This window comes from Streptomyces sp. DSM 40868, assembly GCF_011820545.1.
Lineage (GTDB): Bacteria > Actinomycetota > Actinomycetes > Streptomycetales > Streptomycetaceae > Streptomyces > Streptomyces eurythermus.
This window is the reverse complement of sequence record NZ_CP050504.1, coordinates 1548475-1566314: the sequence shown is the minus strand read 5'-3', so window position 1 is coordinate 1566314 and position 17840 is coordinate 1548475. Positions and strand designations below refer to the sequence as shown.

18 protein-coding genes are annotated in these 17840 nt (G+C 72.9%); 8 read left to right on the top strand and 10 right to left on the bottom strand.

Going from position 1 to position 17840, the window contains the following annotated elements:
* Nucleotides 1-63: 63 nt before the first annotated feature.
* Nucleotides 64-1143 (bottom strand): NADH:flavin oxidoreductase/NADH oxidase, encoded by a 1080-nt coding sequence (locus HB370_RS06910; protein ID WP_030775389.1) that lies wholly within the window; start codon nt 1141-1143, stop codon nt 64-66.
* Nucleotides 1144-1290: 147 nt separating this feature from the next.
* Here HB370_RS06910 and HB370_RS06905 point away from each other — a divergent pair, with 147 nt between their 5' ends.
* The gene (locus tag HB370_RS06905; RefSeq protein WP_030775392.1) at nt 1291-1665 is read left to right on the top strand and encodes a helix-turn-helix transcriptional regulator; all 375 of its coding nucleotides are present in this window, start codon (nt 1291-1293) and stop codon (nt 1663-1665) included.
* On the opposite strand, the gene HB370_RS06900 is transcribed toward HB370_RS06905, so the two are convergent.
* From HB370_RS06900 to HB370_RS06875, 6 genes are all read right to left on the bottom strand, one after another.
* A complete protein-coding gene (locus tag HB370_RS06900; protein ID WP_037700056.1) occupies nt 1564-2973 on the bottom strand; it encodes a nucleobase:cation symporter-2 family protein in 1410 nt (469 codons plus the stop codon). The genes HB370_RS06905 and HB370_RS06900 overlap by 102 nt on opposite strands.
* A 254-nt stretch (nt 2974-3227) precedes the next feature.
* Nucleotides 3228-4571: an FAD-dependent oxidoreductase gene (locus HB370_RS06895; protein ID WP_030775402.1), complete on the bottom strand. Its 1344-nt coding sequence runs from the start codon at nt 4569-4571 to the stop codon at nt 3228-3230.
* Between the two features lie 203 nt (nt 4572-4774).
* A complete protein-coding gene (locus HB370_RS06890) occupies nt 4775-5440 on the bottom strand; it encodes a TetR/AcrR family transcriptional regulator (RefSeq protein WP_030775405.1) in 666 nt (221 codons plus the stop codon).
* 156 nt (nt 5441-5596) lie between these two features.
* Nucleotides 5597-6286 carry an HAD-IA family hydrolase gene (locus HB370_RS06885; RefSeq protein WP_030775408.1) on the bottom strand — a complete coding sequence of 230 codons (690 nt, stop codon included), beginning with the start codon at nt 6284-6286 and terminating at the stop codon, nt 5597-5599.
* 10 nt (nt 6287-6296) lie between these two features.
* On the bottom strand, nt 6297-7049 hold the full coding sequence (locus tag HB370_RS06880) for a phosphatase PAP2 family protein (RefSeq protein ID WP_078637281.1): 753 nt from the start codon (nt 7047-7049) through the stop codon (nt 6297-6299).
* Nucleotides 7050-7199: 150 nt separating this feature from the next.
* Nucleotides 7200-7751, bottom strand: a complete 552-nt coding sequence (locus tag HB370_RS06875) for a DUF5134 domain-containing protein (protein ID WP_030775423.1) — start codon at nt 7749-7751, stop codon at nt 7200-7202.
* Between the two features lie 185 nt (nt 7752-7936).
* Here HB370_RS06875 and HB370_RS06870 point away from each other — a divergent pair, with 185 nt between their 5' ends.
* Together HB370_RS06870 and HB370_RS06865 are read left to right on the top strand one after the other, a co-directional pair.
* Nucleotides 7937-9637, top strand: coding sequence for an FUSC family protein (locus HB370_RS06870; RefSeq protein ID WP_167512951.1), 1701 nt, complete (start codon nt 7937-7939; stop codon nt 9635-9637).
* Entirely contained in the window at nt 9634-10215 is a 582-nt protein-coding gene (locus HB370_RS06865; protein ID WP_030775431.1) for a MarR family transcriptional regulator, read from the top strand. Before HB370_RS06870 ends, HB370_RS06865 begins: the two co-directional genes overlap by 4 nt.
* A gap of 12 nt (nt 10216-10227) precedes the next feature.
* Here the strand turns inward: HB370_RS06865 and HB370_RS06860 are convergent, their stop codons facing one another.
* Together HB370_RS06860 and HB370_RS06855 are read right to left on the bottom strand one after the other, a co-directional pair.
* On the bottom strand, nt 10228-11274 hold the full coding sequence (locus tag HB370_RS06860) for an aldo/keto reductase (protein WP_030775434.1): 1047 nt from the start codon (nt 11272-11274) through the stop codon (nt 10228-10230).
* Between the two features lie 153 nt (nt 11275-11427).
* On the bottom strand, nt 11428-11820 hold the full coding sequence (locus HB370_RS06855) for a VOC family protein (RefSeq protein WP_030775439.1): 393 nt from the start codon (nt 11818-11820) through the stop codon (nt 11428-11430).
* A gap of 57 nt (nt 11821-11877) precedes the next feature.
* Between HB370_RS06855 and HB370_RS06850 the strand changes: the two genes are divergently transcribed.
* Entirely contained in the window at nt 11878-12417 is a 540-nt protein-coding gene (locus HB370_RS06850) for a GNAT family N-acetyltransferase (RefSeq protein ID WP_030775441.1), read from the top strand.
* Nucleotides 12418-12454: 37 nt separating this feature from the next.
* Here HB370_RS06850 and HB370_RS06845 read toward each other — a convergent pair whose 3' ends face one another.
* Complete coding sequence (locus tag HB370_RS06845; RefSeq protein ID WP_030604187.1) at nt 12455-13138, bottom strand: glycerophosphodiester phosphodiesterase family protein; 684 nt, start codon at nt 13136-13138, stop codon at nt 12455-12457.
* Nucleotides 13139-13543: 405 nt separating this feature from the next.
* Here HB370_RS06845 and HB370_RS06840 point away from each other — a divergent pair, with 405 nt between their 5' ends.
* The 4 genes from HB370_RS06840 to HB370_RS06825 all read left to right on the top strand — a co-directional run bounded on the left by HB370_RS06840 (nt 13544) and on the right by HB370_RS06825 (nt 17465).
* Entirely contained in the window at nt 13544-14941 is a 1398-nt protein-coding gene (locus HB370_RS06840) for a DUF6421 family protein (RefSeq protein WP_030775443.1), read from the top strand.
* Nucleotides 14938-15729, top strand: a complete 792-nt coding sequence (locus tag HB370_RS06835; protein WP_051815212.1) for an SDR family NAD(P)-dependent oxidoreductase — start codon at nt 14938-14940, stop codon at nt 15727-15729. Before HB370_RS06840 ends, HB370_RS06835 begins: the two co-directional genes overlap by 4 nt.
* Complete coding sequence (locus HB370_RS06830; RefSeq protein WP_030775446.1) at nt 15726-16796, top strand: low specificity L-threonine aldolase; 1071 nt, start codon at nt 15726-15728, stop codon at nt 16794-16796. The genes HB370_RS06835 and HB370_RS06830 overlap by 4 nt, the downstream gene beginning before the upstream one ends.
* 78 nt (nt 16797-16874) lie before the next feature.
* Entirely contained in the window at nt 16875-17465 is a 591-nt protein-coding gene (locus tag HB370_RS06825) for a transglutaminase family protein (RefSeq protein WP_030775449.1), read from the top strand.
* The last annotated feature ends 375 nt before the right edge of the window (nt 17466-17840 follow it).

The following is a 17840-nucleotide window of genomic DNA, read 5'->3' as shown; positions in this document are numbered from 1 at the left end:
GCAGGGGCGGCCAGGACCGACCGACGGTCCACCCGGCCGCCCCGCGACCGCCTCCGACCAGGGTCAGACCGAGCGGTGGTACTGGATCGGCACCCGGATCTCCGCGCCCAGTTCGCGGGCGGCCTGCCGGGCCCAGGACGGGTTGCGGAGCAGCTCGCGGCCGAGCAGGACCACGTCGGCCTCGCCGTTCGCCAGGATCTTCTCGGCCTGCCCGGCCTCGGTGATCAGCCCGACGGCGCCGGCCCGCAGCGGGGTCTCGGCCTTCACCCGGGCGGCGAACGGCACCTGGTAGCCCGGCCCGGTCGGGATGCTGACGCCGTTCGCGTTGCCGCCGGTGGAGACGTCGAGCAGGTCCACGCCGTGGGCGTGCAGGTCACGGGCGAAGCGGACCGTGTCGTCCGCGGTCCAGCCGCCCTCGTCCAGCCAGTCGGTGGCGGAGATGCGGAAGAGCACCGGCTTCTCCGCGGGCCACACCTCGCGTACGGCGTCCACGATCTCCAGGGCGAACCGGGTGCGGTTCTCGTACGAGCCGCCGTAGGCGTCCGTGCGATGGTTGGTGTGCGGGGAGAGGAACTCGTTGACCAGGTAGCCGTGGGCGCCGTGGATCTCCACGGTCTCGAAGCCCGCGGCCAGCGCCCGGCGCGCGGCGGCGGCGAACTGCCCGATGATCTCCTGGATCTGGTCAACCGTCAGTTCCGTCGGTACCGGGTGGTGTTCGCCGAACGGCAGCGCGCTCGGGGCGAGCGGCTGCCAGCCGTGCGCCTCCGGTCCGACGGGACCGCCCCCCTTCCAGGTCCGGTCGGTCGATGCCTTTCGTCCTGCGTGGCCGAGTTGGACTCCGGGCACGGTGCCCTGCTCGGTGAGGAAGCGGGTGATCCGCCGGAAGGCCTCCACCTGGGTGTCGTTCCACAGTCCGAGGTCGTACGGGGAGATCCGGCCCTCGGGGGCGATCGCGGTGGCCTCCGTCAGGATCAGCCCGGTGCCCCCGGCGGCCCGCGCCGCGTAGTGCGCGAAGTGCCAGTCGTGCGGCACACCGGCGAGCGGACCCTCCGGTTCGGCCGAGTACTGGCACATCGGCGCCATCCACACCCGGTTCGGGACGGTCACTTCGCGCAGGGTGAGGGGCTCGAAGAGCGCGGGCATGACGGACTCCATTTCGTCGCGGACGGCTTGATCCCTTCGTACGTCATCCATCGTACTACGATGAATGTGAAACTACGGCAGATGTCGAACTACGAGGGATCTCGTACGATGGTCATCGAAGAAGTCCCGTGACGAAGGGCGGACGCCGTGACCGAGACAGCCGCCACCGGCCGCGCGCTGCCGCACCCGGATCGTGAGCACATCCGGCTGGAGTCCGTGCTGCACGCGCTGTCCGACCCGATGCGGTTGCAGATCGTGCGTGAACTGGCAGCCCAAGAAGCGGAGTTGACCTGCTCGCAGTTCGACCTGCCGGTGACCAAGTCCACCTCCACGCACCACTTCCGGGTGCTGCGGGAGAGCGGGGTCGTCCGGCAGGTCTACCGGGGCACGGCCAAGATGAACGGCCTGCGCCGGGACGATCTAGAGAGCCTCTTCCCGGGGCTGCTCGACAGCATCCTCGCCGCGGCCGACCGCCAGGCCGCCCGGCTCGGTGACGCCGCCCGCGTCCCGGCCGGCGGCTGAACCACCCCTCCCCGGAAGATGGTTGAAGAGCAGGTTCAGCACGATCGCGGACAGGCAGCCCGCGCTGATGCCGCTGTTCATCACCGTCTGGAACCAGTCCGGGAACTTCGCGTACAGCGTGGGCACGCCCACCGGCAGCGTGCCGATCGCCACCGAGACGGCCACCACGGTCAGGTTGCCGTTGCCCCGGAAGTCGACCCGGCTCAGCGTCCGCAGCCCGCTCGCCGCGACCGTCCCGAACATCACCAGCCCGGCCCCGCCGAGCACCGGCGCCGGGATCGCCGCGACCACCGCGCCCAGCTTGGGCAGCAGACCGAGCAGCACCAGGATCCCGCCGGCCGCCGCGACCACCCAGCGGCTGCGCACCCGGGTCATGCCCACCAGGCCCACGTTCTGCGCGTACGCCGTGTACGGGAAGGTGTTGAACACCCCGCCCAGCACGGTCGACAGACCGTCCGCGCGCAGCCCGTCGGCCAGCGTGCGCGGCTCGGCCCGCCGCCCGGTCAGTTCGCCCACGGCGATCAGGTCCCCCGTGGTCTCGGTCATCGACACCAAAGCCACCACCAGCATGGACGCGATGGCGGAGGCCCGGAACTCGGGCGCCCCGAAGTGGAACGGCGTGCTGATGCCCAGCCAGTCGGCGTCGGCGACCCCGCCGAAGTCGGTGAACCCCAGCGGCACGGCGACCGCGAGCCCGGCCGCGATGCCGACGAGCACGGCGATCCGGGAGAGGAAGACGGGCGCGAACCGCTGCACCCCGAGCACCACGGCCAGTACGAAGCCGGCCAGCGCCAGGTTCCGCGGCTCGCCGAAGTCCTTCGAACCGGCGCCGCCCGCCGCCCAGTTGCCCGCGACCGGCAGCAGCGAGACCCCGATGACCAGGATCACCGTGCCGGTCACCAGTGGTGGGAAGAAGCGCAGCAGCCTGCCGAAGACCGGCGCCAGCAGCATGATCGCCAGCCCGGCGACGATCACGGAGCCGTAGATCGCGGGCAGCCCGCCGTCCGTCGTCCCGATGAGCACCATCGGTGACACGGCCGCGAACGTGCACCCCTGCATGACCGGCAGCCGCACCCCGAACCACCGGAAGCCGACACACTGGATCAGCGTGGCGATCCCGCACACCAGCAGGTCCGCGGTGATCAGATACGCCAGGTCGGCCGGTGGCAGCCGCATCGCGCCGCCCACGATCAACGGCACCGCGACGGCGCCCGCGTACATCGCGAGCACATGCTGGAGCCCGAAGGCGGCCAGCTGCCGGATGGGGGGAATCTCGTCGACGGGGTGCGCGGCTGCGGTCGTGGCCATGAGGTCTGAGGTCTCCATCTGCGGCGGACGGGGCGGGACCCGGACATCCGCGCCTTCGGACATCCGGGCATCCGGCCAGGCACGCGGACATCCAGGCATACGGACAGCCGGACATCCGGACGGCAGGGCATCCCGGCCTTCGGACGGCCGGGCCTTCGGACAGCCGGACAGGAGGAGACCGTAAGCGTCTTGAACAGTTTGTTGATTTCAGGTCTGTTGCCGCTGTGTGTCCCGCCTCCCGGGGCCTCGCTCCGCTACGACGCCTGCGGCACCCGTGCCGCCGCCAGCAGGGCGTCCCAGTCGGACAGCTTGACCACGCACCGGCCCAGCCGCGCCCCCAGCTCGGCCTCGGCCCGCTCGATCGCCAGCCAGCCGCCCCAGGGCACCGGCTCGACGCCGATCGCCCGGAGCGCGGCGACCGGATCCGCCGGCACGTCCGCGCGGGCGAGGGCGGGGGCGTCCGCGAGCAGCGAGGTCACCGTCTCCTTCGCGCAGGGCCGGTTGGTGCCGATGACCCCGGTCGGGCCGCGCTTGATCCACCCGGCGACGTACTCGCCCGGCGCGGGCACGCCGTCGCGCAGGACGCGACCCTCGCGATGCGGGACCGTGCCGCCGGCGGGGTCGAACGGCAGCCCCTCCAGGGGCACTCCGCGATAGCCCACCGAGCGCAGCACCAACTGTGCGGGCAGGTCCTCGTACCGGCCCGTCCCGGTCACGCCGCCCCGGTCGTCCGGCGCCGTGCGCTCGAAGCGGACGGCACCCACCCGGCCGCCGGCTTCGAGCAGTTTCACCGGGCGCAGGAAGAACCGCAGCCGGACCCGCCGGGCGGCGGCCTCGGCGGGCCGGGCCGCCCAGTCGCGCAGCACCTCCACATTGCGGCGCTGCCCGGCCGGCAGCGCGCCGGGGTCGGCCGGGTCGAGCGCCAGGTCGTCCTTGTCCACGGTCACGTCGGTGCCGGGCAGGGCACCCAGTTCGCGCAGCTCCTTGGTGGTGAAGCGGGCCTGCGCCGGGCCGCGCCGGCCCACCATGTGCACCTCGGTGAGCCCGCTCGCCGTCAGCGCGTCCAGCGCGGCCTGCGGGATGTCCGTGCCGCGCAGCTCCGCGGCACCCCGGACCAGCATCCGGGTGACGTCCACCGCGACATTGCCCACCCCGATGACCACCGCCGACCGCACCCCGCGCAGGAAGCCGGCGTCGGCCGCGTCCGGGTGCGCGCTGTACCAGGAGACGAACTCGGTCGCCGAGAAGCTGCCCGGCAGGTCCTCGCCGGGGATCCCCAGCCGCCGGTCACTGGCGGCGCCCACGCAGTACACCACCGCGTGGTACAGCCCCCTCAGCCGTTCCACCGGGACACCGCCGGGGCCGCCCACCCGGACCCCGCCGAGGAACCGCACCCGCTCGTGCTCCAGCACCGTCCGCAGGCTGCCCTGGAGGGACTTGATCTTCTCGTGGTCGGGTGCGACGCCGTAGCGGACCAGGCCGTAGGGGCACGGCAGCCGGTCCAGGACGTCCACCAGGACCCCCGGGTCACGCTGCACCAGGCTCTGGGCGGTGTAACACCCGCTCGGCCCGGATCCGACGACGGCGACACGCAGCACAGCGGTACTCCTTGCCCGAAGGAGGGGCGTGCGGACGCTTCCAGCATGGCACCGCGAGGCCCGGTCGGGCAGGGCCGGTGGAGTGATCCGGACGCGTACGCGCTCGTCAGGGGCGTGACCGGGCGAGCGCACCGGGTGTCCGGTCGCCCGGCAGCGGGTGCCGCCCCCTCGGTGACCGGTCTCTCGGCGACCGCCGATCTCGCTCAGGCCCGCTCCGGCCGTTCCTCCGTGGCGAAGAACCGGGACAGGTCCTCCTCCACCCTCGCGTCCGGCGCGCTCTCGGGGGGCACGCCCATCTCCCAGTCCAGCCCGTACCGCTGGAACAGCTCGGCCCGCAGCACCGGTACGGGCATCGGCACGCCCGGCACCAGCGCCGCGTAGACCGCGCCCATCAACAGGGCCCGCAGCATCGGGTAGTCGGCCGAGACCGTCTGCGAACCGTAGCGGGCCACGGTCTCGCCGAGCAGCTCCGCCAGCCGGCGCTGCTCCGGGCACTGCACGAAGCCCTCGGCGTGGAGCAGGCCCGCCATGTGCTGGCGCATCAGCACCGGCCGGTCCCGGGCCAGGCCGAGGATCGCGTCGATGGCCCGGGCCAGCCGTTCCCGGCCGTCCTCGGTGCGCGGCTCCCGCTCCAGCGCCTCCTCCAGCGTGCGGTGCATCAGCCGGTGCACGGCGGACTGCACCAACTGGCGCTTGCCGGGGAAGTAGTACGACACCAGTCCACGTGCCGAACCGGCCCGGTCGGCGATATCACCCAGCGTCGTGGCCTCGAACCCACGCTCGCCCACCAGTTCGACGGCGGCCTGCAACAGCCGTTCCCTGGAACGCCGCCGCAATTCTTCATTGACCGAAGCGCTGCGCGGGGACATCCTGTAACTCCTGCGTTGACTGGCTGCCAGCCAACTATACTCAACGCATCGGGGCACCCGTGTGTTCGGGCCGCCCGGAGAAGCCGTCCGTCTGGGGCGACGCGGGGGATCGTCTCAGACGGACGGCACAGCGCGCCAGGCATCCGGCGGGCACGCTCACACGACCAGGTCCAGCACCGGCAGTAGCGCGTCCGGGCGCCGGTTCACGGGCAGATGGTCCACGAAGTGGACTCGGCAGCCGAGCGCGGCCGCCCCGCCGTCCGCCGCCCTGCTGTCGCCGACCATTACCACTCGCCGCGGATCCGCCCCGAGCGCCTCACAGGCGACCGCGAACAGCCGTGGATCCGGCTTCTGCACGCCGTGTTCGTACGACAGCACGTAGGTGTCCACGTAACGGTCGAGCCCGTGCGCGCGGAACACCGGGCGCGGATCCCAGCCGATGTTGCTGACCACACCGACGCCGATCCCGCGCTCGCGCAGGGTGCGCAGCACCTCGGGAGCGTCCGGGTACGGGGTCCAGGCGGCCGGTGTCATGTGGCGCTCGTACAAGGCGTCGTGCAGAGCGGGGTCCGGCAGCGGCACCCGGCGGGACAGGCCCGTGTACGCGGCCCGATGCTGCCGCGCGCTCTCGTCCCGGACCGCCCAGAGACCGGCCAGGTCCGCCGGCACCTCCTTCGGCGCCGTACCGCCCGGCAGCGCGCCCGCCTCCTCCAATGCCCGGGCCAGACGGGTGAGTTCGGGTCCGGGGAGGCGATGTCCGGTCTCGGTCAGTACCGCGCGCAGCCAGGACTCGGTGGACTCGACGCGGAACAGCGTCCCGGAGAAGTCGAACAACACGGCGGTCATGCGCGCGACTTTACCCGCGCCGGCGCTCCGGGGCCCCCGGCCGTTTCCGCGCCCGCTCGTACACCAGCACCGCCAGCGCCACCAGCAGCGCGCCGAACAGCCAGCCGCCGAGCACGTCCGAGGCCCAGTGGACGCCCAGCCAGACCCGGGTGACGCCCACTCCGGCCACCGAGACGACCGCCGCCGCCACCGCCGTACGCCACAGGGCGCGGCCCGCGCCGTGCCGGCGCAGCAGCCACAGCAGCAGGCCGCAGACCACGGTCGCGGTCAGCGCGTGACCGGACGGGAAGGCCGCGTAGTGGGCGGAGTCGACGGGGTCCGGCCAGACCGGGCGGGGGCGGCCGACGGCGGCCTTCACCGACTGCTGCACGATCGTCGCCAGCGCGACGGCGCCCGCCAGCCACAGCGCGGTCCACCACGCCGCGCGGCGCCAGACCAGCCATCCGGCGGCCGCCGCGCACACCAGGCGCATGGTCAGCGGGTCCCACACCCAGTCCGTCAGCACCCGGCACGCCTGCGTCACCGCCCGGTCGCGGACCGCCCAGCGGTGGGTGGCGCGGGCGATGTCGCCGTCCAGCGCGAGAAGCGGGTGCCAGCGCACCGCGACGAGGACCAGCAGCAGGACCGAGCAGACCCCGAGCACCAGGGCGGCCGCCACGGCGGCCCGGCCCGCCGCGCGGTGCGGCGGGGAACCGGAGGAGGCCGGCGGCGGGGATGCGGAGGAGGGCGGCGGCGGAGGGGGAGCGGTGGGACGATCGCGCATGCCGCGATCTTTGTGGATACGGCGGCCGCGGCCAAGCCCGGCATGACCGGAAGCGCGCGGAGACCGCCCGGCTCGTCGCGGACGTCCACGGACACCGGTACTTCCGAGGACACCCGTACCCGTGCGAACGCGTCGCCCCCGATGTCGCCCTCACATCGCCAGCAGCATTGCCACCATGCCGATCCCCATCGACAGCCGGCACGCGCGGGCCAGTTCCGGGCGGTCGCCCCAGCGGTCCGGCGCGGCCCCGGCCACGGGAGCGGCGGCGGGCACCAGCCGGGCACCGGAGAGCAGCACATAGCCGGTGAAGTAGAGCAGCAGGGCGCCGGTCAGCAGGGGTATGCCGGTGCCGCCGTGACCGTGATGGGCGGCGGGCGGGGCGCCGGCCATCGCCACCGCCATGTAGACCATCGCCGCGCTGCCCACCAGGTGGTGCAGATGGTCGATGCCGTCGCGCACGGCCCACAGCGCGCGCAGCGCCGCCGCGCCGAACACGGCCGCGTACACCGGCCACGCCCACCCCGGCGGTGTGAACACCGCCGCCGGCACGGCCATCGCGGCCATGCCGAAGCCCATCAGCGCCTCGCCGCCCGCGGCCCGGCGCTGCTCGGCCACGCCGCTGCGCATCCGCAGCAGGCAGTAGGCCCCGGTCGCCGCGCACAGCGCCACCAGCAGCCAGGCTGTCGACACCGGTCCGTGCATGCGCACCTCCCGCTCGACGGTCGCTCCGGAGAAGCTCCGGACCCGTTCCAGGGACGCCATGCCCCGGGGCGGCGGAGCGCACGCGAGCGCAAGGGGGTACGCGGGGAGCATCCGGGGGAGCACGCGTGGTCACCCCCTGACCGCGACCATTATTTTACGAGTAAAACACGTGTTAAATTGATGGTATGAGCAGTGCGACCCCCCACCGTCTTCCCCTCGCCGGAGCGCTCCGCCTCGGCCGTCCCTCCGACATCTGGTTCAAGCCCGCGCTGAGCGCGGTCGTCTCGGTCGCCCCGCCCAACCTGACGCTGCTCGCGCTCGGCAGGCTCGATCTCGCCATGTACACGATGGCCGGTTCGCTGTGTGCGCTCTACGGCCACAACCGGCCCTACGCGGCCCGCGCCCGCACCCTGGCCCGGGTCGTGCTCGGCATGGTCGGCGGCCTCGCGGTGGCCCTGCTCGCCTCGGCGCTGACCACGAACGCCGTAATCCTCGTCACCGTCGGCGCCGTCCTCGCGGCGGTCCAGAAGACGGTCTGCGACGCCACCCGGGTCGGACCGCCGGGCAATGTGGTCCTCACCTTCATCAGCTCCGCCTCGCTCTTCGTCCCGCAGACCCCCGGCCGGCTGCCCGGGCACATCGGGCTGGCCCTGGCCGCCGGTGCCTGGGCCTGGCTGGTCTGCATGGCACCCGGGCTGCTGCGCCCGCACGGCCCCGAGCGCCGGGCCACCGCCCAGGCCCTGAACGCCGCCGCCGCGTACGCCGGCACCCGCGGCACCGGCGACGGCCACGCCCGGGCCCGCGCCGCCTGCGCCGCCGCGATCCACGCCGCCTGGCAGTCGCTGCTCGCCGCCGGCGCCCGCCCCGACGGCACCCGGCGCGCCCTCGAACACCTCCTGGTCCGCGCCGAGGTCGCCCTCGCCGCGCCCGCCGACACCTCCCCCGCGCGTCTGCGCTCCTGGTCCCGCGCGCTGCGCGGCACAGGCCGGGTCCCGCGCGTCGTGCCGTCGGGCGGCGACGCCGACGAACTCCTCGGCGTCGCCGCCGAACAGCCCCTGCCGCCCCGTTCCCTGCGGCACCGCCTCGCCCCCCTCGCCCCGCTGGCCGTACGCACCGCGCTCGGCTGCGCCCTCGCCGGGTACGCCGCCCTCGCCCTCGGCGTCGGCCGCCCCTACTGGGCGCTGGTCACCGCCGCGTCCCTCTACCAGGTCAACGTCACCCTCACCTGGAGCCGGGCCGTCCAGCGGGTCGTCGGCAACCTCGTCGGCGTCCTCGTCTTCGCCGCCCTCGCCCCGCTCACCCATCTGCACCCCGCCGCCCTGGTGCTGGTCTCGCTCGCCCTCAACTTCGGCGCCGAGGCGCTGATCGGCCGCAACTACTGGCTGGGCAGCGTCTGCGTCACCCCGATGGCGCTGCTCATCACCGAGTTCGCGCGCAGCCAGGACACGGCCGACCTGATCACCGACCGGATCGTGGACACCCTCATCGGCGCACTGGTCGGCTTCGCCGCCGCCGTCGCCGTCACCAACCGGCGCGCCGGCGCCCGCCTGGACCACGCGCTGACCGCCGCCGAGCGCGCCCGCGAGCACGCCGCCCGCCTGCTCGCCGAACCGCACCCGCAGCCGCGCGCCCTGGAGTCCGCCCGCCGCACCCTGGCCGCCGCCCTGGTCGACCTGCGCGCCACGGCCGACGCCGCCGCCGGCGAGTGGTGGCAGCGCGCCCTGCCCGAGGACCGGGTGGTGCTCACCGAACAGGCCGGACACCGTACGCTCGCGGCGACGGTACGGCGCCAGGGGCTCGTACCGCAGGACCGGGACGAGGACCCGGGCCGGGCGCCGGGCGGCGACCGGGACCCGGACAGGACGACGGAGGACACACGGCCATGACGGCGACGAACGGCGGACCGACGCCCGGAAGCGACGCGACCGGAGCCCCGACCGGGGCCGGCCCCGGTCCCGCGCGCGGCGACACCGTCTCCGCCGTCGTCCGCCAGTGGCAGGCCGTCCACCCCGAGCTGGACACCGGGCCGATGGAGATCATCGGCCGGATCAACCGCTGCGCGGCCCTGCTCCAGCAGGCCGAGGACGCCCCGCTGCGCCGGGCCGGCCTGAGCCGCGCCGAGTTCGACCTGCTCGGCGCGTTGCGCCGCACCGGCCACGAACTGACCCCGGGGGAGCTGGCCCGGGAGACCTTCTCCTCCGGGGCCGCCGTGACCAAGCGGCTCAAGCAGCTGACCGAGCGCGGCCTGGTCGAACGGCGCGGCGACACCCGCGACCGGCGGGTGGCCCACGTCCGGCTCACCGACGCGGGCCGCGGCCTGGTCGACGGCATCCTGCCCGACCAACTCGCCTACGAGACGGCCGTGCTGTCCGTCCTGCCCCCGGGGGACCAGGAGGGACTGGCCGCACTGCTGGCCGAGCTGCTCGGCCGCCTGGAGGGCCGGATGGGCGCGCTGCGGGCCTGACCGGCCGGACGTTCACAGGACGTCGTGCACGGTACGGCGGTACGTGGAGCGGCGGTCGACGATGTCCGGCCAGCGGTCGCCGTACACGTTGCGGGTGATGGGCGCCTCCCGCAGGAAGTCGTGCGGGAAGCCCAGCGGGACCGCGCTCACCTCGTCCAGGCGGGCGCGCGCGTCCGCGTCCAGCCGGACCCCGGTGCACGCGAGGTTGTCCGCGAGCTGCTCCGGCCGGGTGGCCGACACGATCGGTACGACGTTCCCGGGCCGGCCCAGCAGCCAGGCCAGGGCCACCTGCGCCGGGCTCCAGCCGCCCGCCCCGGCGATCTCCACGACCGCGTCGACGACGTCGTCCTCCCACGCCTCGGGCCGCACGTCGTCCAGTCGCCCGGTCCCGCCGCGCCGGTACTTCCCGGTGAGCCGGCCCGCGGCCAGCGGCGCCCAGGCGAACACGGCGAGGTCGAACGCCCGGGCCTGCGGCAGCAGTTCACGCTCCGGGGTGCGCTCCAGCAGGCTGTAGCGCAGCTGCGAGCCCGCGAAACACGTCCAGCCGCGCAGCTCGGCCAGGGTGTTGGCCTGCGCGATCTCCCAGGCAGGCCAGTCCGACACGCCCACATAGAGCACCTTGCCCGCGCGGACGACGTCGTCCAGGGCGCGCATCACCTCCTCCACCGGCGTGAAGTTGTCCCGGGCGTGCACCCACAGCACGTCGAGCCGGTCGGTGCGCAGCCGGCGCAGGCTGTCCTCGACCGACCGGACGAGGTTCCCGCGGTGGTTGCCCGCCGCGTTGGGATCGCCGTCGCGGGTGCCGCAGGTGTACTTGCTCGCCAGCACGAACCGGTCGCGGCGCCCGGCGAGCAGCTCGCCGAGGATCCGCTCGGCGCTGCCGGAGGTGTAGTTGTTCGCGGTGTCCACGAAGTTGCCGCCCGCGTCGGCGTAGACGTCGAGGATCCGGGCGCTGGTGTCCTTGTCGGCGCCCCACCCCCAGTCCTCCCCGAAGGTCATGGTGCCCAGCGCCAGCTCGCTGACGCGCAGCCCGGTCCGCCCGAACAGCGTGTACCGCATGTGTGTCTCTCCCTCGTCGCGGGTGATGCGAGTGACGCTAGAAGCTGGAGCGCTCTCGAAGGCAAACACCCGCCTGGACGCAGGGCCGCAGCCCCCGAACGTGCCCGGTCAGAGGGCCCTCGCCATCCCCCGGGCACGTTCGCGGGGCGAATCTCAGATCCCGGGCCGGTACCGCAGGGGATGGTCCGCCGGGATCTCCACCAGGACGATCGGCGTGCCGTCCGGATCGTTGATCCACATCTCGACCAGGCCCCAGGGCTCCTTCACCGGGGGCCGTACGATCTCCACGCCCCGCGCCCGCAGCTCCTCGCACGCGGCCGTCGCGTCCTCGACCTGCAACCACAGCCGTACGGCGGGGGAGGGCGGGTCGTCGGACCGGCCGGACAACTCCAGGAAACCGCCGCCGAGGAAGTAGACCGTGCCGCGCTCGGGGCCGGTCCCGAACTCGCGGTAGACGGACAGGCCCAGCTGCTCGCCGTAGAAGGCACGGGAGCGTTCGGGATCGGAGGGCCGGAGCAGGGTCCGGCTGCTGAGTACATGCACCATGCAGCAGGGTTACCCTCTTCCGTGCCCCGGCCACGCCCGAGATCGGAGACCACCGTCATGGACACCCCCGCCACCGGACTCACCTTCCGCGACGCCACCGACGCCGACGTGGACGCCCTCGTCGCACTCGTGGAGTCGGCGTACCGGGGGGACAGCAGCCGGGCCGGGTGGACCACCGAGGCGGACATCCTCGACGGGCAGCGGACCGACCCCGAGGGTGTGCTGGCGGTGATCAAGTCGCCGGACAGCCGGCTGCTCACCGTGGAGCTGGAGGGCCGGATCGTCGCCTGCTGCCAGCTGGAGCACCGCGGCGACCACGCCTACTTCGGGATGTTCGCGGTGAGCCCCACGCTGCAGGGCGCGGGCGTCGGCAAGGCCGTCCTGGCGGAGGCCGAGCGCCGGTGCCGGCAGACCTGGGGCGTCGGCGAGATGCGCATGACGGTGATCTCCGTGCGCGAGGACCTGATCGCCTGGTACGAACGCCGCGGCTACCGCCGTACGGGACGGACGTCCCCGTTCCCGTACGGCGACGAGCGCTTCGGCATCCCGCTCCGCGCCGACCTGGAGTTCGAGCTGCTGGTCAAGAAGCTCGGGTGAGGGAGCGACGGCCGGTTCCCGGCCCGGCCGCCGTCGGCTACGCCGTGAACCGGCCCGTGCGCTTGATCTCCGGGTAGTCGGTCGTCGCCCCGTCCAGCTCCAGGGCGCGGACCAGACGCAGGTGCTCCTGGGTGTTGACCACCCAGCCGAGGATCCGCAGCCCGGACGCGCGCGCGTGCTCGACGATCTCCAGGGTGAGCCGGCGGATGTTCAGGCACACGGTCGCGGCGCCCGCGGCGACGGCGCGGTCCACCACCTCGGTGCCGTAGCGGCTCGCGACCAGCGCCGTACGCACCCCCGGCACCAGCCGCGCGATCTCGGTGATCGCCTCGTCGTGGAACGAGGACACCTCCACCCGCGCGGTCAGGTCCCGCGCGCGCATCACCTCGGCCAGCGCCCGGGCCGCCGCCACATCCTTGATCTCGGCCTGCAACGGCGCGCGCACCGCCTCCAGCACCTCCTCGAACACCGGCACCCGCTCCCCGCGCCCCGCGTCCAGGGCGCGCAGCTCCGCGAGGGTCTTCTCGGCGATCGGCCCGGAGCCGTCGGTGGTGCGGTCCACCTCCGCGTCGTGCATGACGACCAGGGCGCCGTCCTTGCTCAGGTGCAGATCGAGTTCGATCAGGTCCAGGCCGGCCCGCTGCGCGGCGACGAAGGAACGGAGGGTGTTCTCGGGCTCGACGCCCATGACCCCGCGATGACCGATGGTAAGGAAGTTCAAGGTTCAACTCGCTTCCGTCGACGGCGGCTCGGCGACGCGCGGACCGACGGACCCGTGCCGGACGTCGTCGTCCACGCGGCAAGGCCGCAGCCTAGTGGCCTGGCCGTGCGATGGACCCGCGGCTGCGCCGGGCATTAGGGAGCCGGGACAGGCGCCGGTTGGCCGGTATCCGCCTTGGCCGTCACCCGTCGGTGGGCGCGCCTCGCGCACCCTTGACCATCGGGTGCGCCGTCGCGCCGGGGAGCGCGCGCCGTTGGTGAAAGTGAGCGCCGTCACGGTTTACGACAGGAAAAACATCGGTGACCAAGGGGTCGGACAGAATAATTTCCCGCTCCTGCTCTTGCTGAGTGAAACAGGGTACGCATACGGTGTCCATACGCGAGGTTCTCCCGTGGAGGATGGGACATGACGGAAATTCTTGTGCAGGCAAGCGCGGAGGAAGGGGTTCCTTCGCCGACCAGGGTGGTCGAGCACCCGGCCTGGGCCGTGCTCAAGGATGCCGTGGAGCAGATCCGGCCATGGCAGTCGAAGGACGGATCGATCGACTTCGACGCCGAGGGCGCCCCGCGGCGGGCCGACGCCGAGGCGACCGTCGAGCGCGTCGCCGACGCGGTCGAGCGGCTCTCCCCGCTGGTCCCGCACGACGCCGCCTACCACCAGGCCCTCGTGAAGGACCTGCGCCGCTGGGCCGAGGGCGGCTTCGCGGTCCCGGACTTCCTGGACTCGCTGCTGGCCTTCCAGCCCGCCGCCCACCGCGTGGACGGCCTCCAGCACCTGGTCGTCTTCCCGATGTACACCCAGAACGGCAACCCGGACCGCAATCTGGAGGCGGTCGTGCTGCGCATGGTGTGGCCGGACTGGCTGGCCGAGCTGGAGCGCACCCGGTACGACAACCCGCTCTTCTGCGGCATCACCTTCGAGGACTTCACCTCGGGCTACGACACCAACTCCGCCGTCCTGTTCCCGGAGACCATCGCCGTCCGGGAAGCGCCGGAACGTTTCTCCTGGGGTGGCATCTTCTGCGACCGCGAGGCCGCCCGGTTCCGCCGCGTCACCGACGCCGCCGTGGAGATCCTGGGCCTGGAGCTGCCCGAGGACATCGCCGCCATGGTGCACGACCAGAAACGCTGCGAAGAGGCCTTCGTGCTCTGGGACATGGTCCACGACCGCACCCACAGCCACGGCGACCTGCCGTTCGACCCGTTCATGATCAAGCAGCGCCAGCCGTTCTGGATGTACGGCCTGGAGGAGCTGCGCTGCGACCTCACCGCCTTCAAGGAGGCCGTGAAGCTCCAGGCGGACGGCGTCCCGCAGGCCCGTGACGTGCAGTACGCGGTGCTCTTCGACCGCATGTTCCGCTTCCCCGTCACCGGTGACCGCAACCGCAACTACGACGGCCTCGGCGGCCAGCTGCTCTTCGCCTACCTGCACAAGCACGACGTCGTCCGGTGGACCGACAACAAGCTCTCCATCGACTGGGAGCGCGCCCCGCAGGTCACCAACCAGCTGTGCGCCGAGATCGAGAAGCTCTACCGGGACGGCATCGACCGCCCCAAGCTGGTGCACTGGTTCGCCGGCTACGAACTGGTCTCCACCTACCTCGCCCCGCACCCCGGCTCCAAGTGGGCCAAGGGCCCCGACGCCCTGGACCTGACCCAGCCGCCGCGCAAGCTGGTGGACGACGTGCTGCCGGACGAGTTTCCGCTCAGCATGTTCTATGAGGCGCTGGCGAAGAAGCTGAAGAATGTGATCGCCTCCACCAAGGGCATCACGGCGGACGGCGCCGAGCGGATCGCCGCGTGAGCGACCGCGTCCACAACACTGTTCAAGAGGGGAAGAACGTGGCGAACAACGGGTCTCTCAGTGGTGCGGTGATCGCGGTGGCCGGCGCGGGCGGCCCCGCCGGGCACGCGGCGCTGGTCCGGCTCGCCGAGGCGGGCGCGGTCGTCGTGGGTGCCGACAACAACCCCGAACGCCTCGCGGAGGCCGTCGACGCGGCGCGCTACGCCCGCGGCGGCGCCACCGTCACCGGCGAGACCGTCGACCTGCTCGACCTGGAGGACACCCGGGCCTGGGCCGCGCGCATCGAGAAGGACCACGGCCGGATCGACGGCCTGGTCCACCTCGTCGGCGGCTGGCGCGGCAGCGCCACCTTCGCCGACACCGACCTCGCCGACTGGGAGCTGCTGGAGAAGCTGCTCGTCCGCACCGTCCAGCACACCTCCCTCGCCTTCTTCGACGCCCTCCAGCGCAGCGACCGCGGCCGGTACCTGCTCATCAGCGCGGCCGGCGCCACCAAGCCGACGGCGGGCAACGCGGCGTACTCCGCGGCCAAGGCCGCCGCCGAGGCATGGACGCTCGCCATGGCCGACGGCTTCCGCAAGGCCGGGGGCGAGCAGGGGCCGCGTTCGGCGGCTGCCATCCTGGTGGTCAAGGCGCTGGTGCACGACGCGATGCGCGCCGAACGCCCCAACGCGAAGTTCGCGGGCTTCACGGACGTCAAGGACCTGGCCGAGGCCATCGAGGGCGTCTGGAGCAAGCCCGCCGCAGAAGTGAACGGAAACCGTCTGTGGCTGACCGAGAAGCCGTGAACCCACCCAAGACCGACGCGCGTCGCCATCACGACCCGCAGGTCCGCGGTTTCGCCAGTGACAACTACGCCGGAGCCCATCCCGAGGTGCTGGCCGCCCTGGCCCTGGCCAACGGCGGCCACCAGGTGGCGTACGGCGAGGACGACTACACCGAGCACCTCCAGCGGATCGTCCGCAGCCACTTCGGCGCCACCGCGGAGGCCTTCCCGGTCTTTAACGGCACCGGCGCCAACGTGGTCGCGCTCCAGGCGGTCACCGACCGCTGGGGCGCGGTGATCTGCGCCGAGAGCGCGCACATCAACGTCGACGAGGGCGGCGCCCCCGAGCGCATGGGCGGGCTGAAGCTGCTCACCGTGCCCACGCCCGACGGCAAGCTCACCCCGGAGCTGATCGACCGGCAGGCCTGGGGCTTCGAGGACGAGCACCGGGCCATGCCGCAGGTCGTGTCGATCACCCAGTCCACCGAACTGGGCACCCTCTACACGCCCGAGGAGATCCGCGCGATCTGTGAGCACGCCCACGCGCACGGCATGAAGGTGCACCTGGACGGCTCCCGGATAGCCAACGCCGCCGCCTCCCTGGACGTGCCCATGCGGACGTTCACCAACGCGGTCGGCGTGGACATCCTCTCGCTGGGCGGGACGAAGAACGGCGCGCTGTTCGGCGAGGCCGTCGTCGTCATCAACCAGGACGCGGTGCGGCAGATGAAGCACCTGCGGAAGATGTCCATGCAGCTGGCCTCCAAGATGCGGTTCGTCTCCGTGCAGTTGGAGGCACTGCTCGCCAAGGACCTGTGGCTGCGCAACGCCCGGCACGCCAACGAGATGGCCCAGCGGCTCGCCGAGGGCGTGCGCGCGGTGCACGGGGTGGAGATCCTCTACCCGGTGCAGGCCAACGGCGTCTTCGCCAGGCTCCCGCACGAGGTGAGCGAGCGGCTGCAGAAGCGGTTCCGATTCTACTTCTGGGACGAGGCCGCCGGAGTGGTGCGCTGGATGTGCTCCTTCGACACCACGGAGGACGACGTCGACACGTTCGTGGCCGCCCTGAAGGAGGAAATGGCCCGCTGACTCCCAGTGCTGCATAGTTATGCGATCACCTGGAAAGTCATTGACGCCCGGGTGATCGCGTTCCTATGCTCTGCGGGCATGGAGCTGATCCAGAACACAGCCGACCTGTCCGCGTACCTCGCCGCGGACGAGGTGATCGACCACCATCACCCACTGGTCCGGGAGACCGCCGCACGCCTCGCGGCCGACGCCGCCGACTCGTATGAATATGCGCGGGCCGCGTATGAGTTCGTCCGCGACACCATCCCGCACTCCGCGGACTCCGGCGACCCGCGCGTCACCTGGCGCGCCTCCGACGTACTGGCCCTGGGCACCGGCATCTGCCACGCCAAGTCCCACGCCCTGGCCGCCCTGCTGCGGGCCGAGGACATCCCGACGGCCCTGTGCTACCAGCGCCTGACCGACGACGCCGGCGGCCATCTGCTCCACGGCCTGGTCGCCGTACGATTCCACGGCGCCTGGCACCGGCAGGACCCCCGGGGCAACAAGCCGGGTGTGGACGCGCGGTTCTCCCTGTCCGGCGAACGGCTGGCCTGGACCCCGGACCCCGCGGCCGGCGAGATCGACTACCCGGGCCTGTACGCCACCCCGCACCCGGCGGTCCTCACCGCCCTGCGAACGGCCCCCGACCGCCCGGCCCTCTGGAAGACCCTCCCGGCAGCTCTCTGACACTCCGTAGCGTCCTCGATGGGGCGCGGGGAACTGCGCGACCGGCCGCGGACGACCTGCACTCGGGAGGCGGTCGTACCTGGACGGCGGTGGCCCGCATGACCCGCCCGCACGGCGACATCTCTGGTGCCGGCGCGTCCGAAGGGGGCGCGGGGAACTGCGCGATCGGCCGCGGACGACCTGCACTCGGGAGGCGGTCGTACTTGGACGTCGGTGGTCCGCATGACCCGCCCGCACGGCGACATCTCTGGTGCCGGCGCGTCCGAAGGGGGCGCGGGGAACTGCGCGATCGGCCGCGGACGACCTGCACTCGGGAGGCGGTCGTACTTGGACGTCGGTGGTCCGCATGACCCGCCCGCACGGCGACATCTCTGG

Bases quoted from the DNA above. Each gene is read 5' to 3' on its own strand.
- HB370_RS06910 (WP_030775389.1), bottom strand. From the start codon at position 1,143: ATGCCCGCGCTCTTCGAGCCCCTCACCCTGCGCGAAGTGACCGTCCCG.
- HB370_RS06900 (WP_037700056.1), bottom strand. From the start codon at position 2,973: ATGGCCACGACCGCAGCCGCGCACCCCGTCGACGAGATTCCCCCCATC.
- HB370_RS06890 (WP_030775405.1), bottom strand. From the start codon at position 5,440: ATGTCCCCGCGCAGCGCTTCGGTCAATGAAGAATTGCGGCGGCGTTCC.
- HB370_RS06885 (WP_030775408.1), bottom strand. From the start codon at position 6,286: ATGACCGCCGTGTTGTTCGACTTCTCCGGGACGCTGTTCCGCGTCGAG.
- HB370_RS06880 (WP_078637281.1), bottom strand. From the start codon at position 7,049: ATGCGCGATCGTCCCACCGCTCCCCCTCCGCCGCCGCCCTCCTCCGCA.
- HB370_RS06875 (WP_030775423.1), bottom strand. From the start codon at position 7,751: ATGCACGGACCGGTGTCGACAGCCTGGCTGCTGGTGGCGCTGTGCGCG.
- HB370_RS06870 (WP_167512951.1), top strand. From the start codon at position 7,937: ATGAGCAGTGCGACCCCCCACCGTCTTCCCCTCGCCGGAGCGCTCCGC.
- HB370_RS06865 (WP_030775431.1), top strand. From the start codon at position 9,634: ATGACGGCGACGAACGGCGGACCGACGCCCGGAAGCGACGCGACCGGA.
- HB370_RS06860 (WP_030775434.1), bottom strand. From the start codon at position 11,274: ATGCGGTACACGCTGTTCGGGCGGACCGGGCTGCGCGTCAGCGAGCTG.
- HB370_RS06855 (WP_030775439.1), bottom strand. From the start codon at position 11,820: ATGGTGCATGTACTCAGCAGCCGGACCCTGCTCCGGCCCTCCGATCCC.
- HB370_RS06850 (WP_030775441.1), top strand. From the start codon at position 11,878: ATGGACACCCCCGCCACCGGACTCACCTTCCGCGACGCCACCGACGCC.
- HB370_RS06840 (WP_030775443.1), top strand. From the start codon at position 13,544: ATGACGGAAATTCTTGTGCAGGCAAGCGCGGAGGAAGGGGTTCCTTCG.
- HB370_RS06825 (WP_030775449.1), top strand. From the start codon at position 16,875: ATGGAGCTGATCCAGAACACAGCCGACCTGTCCGCGTACCTCGCCGCG.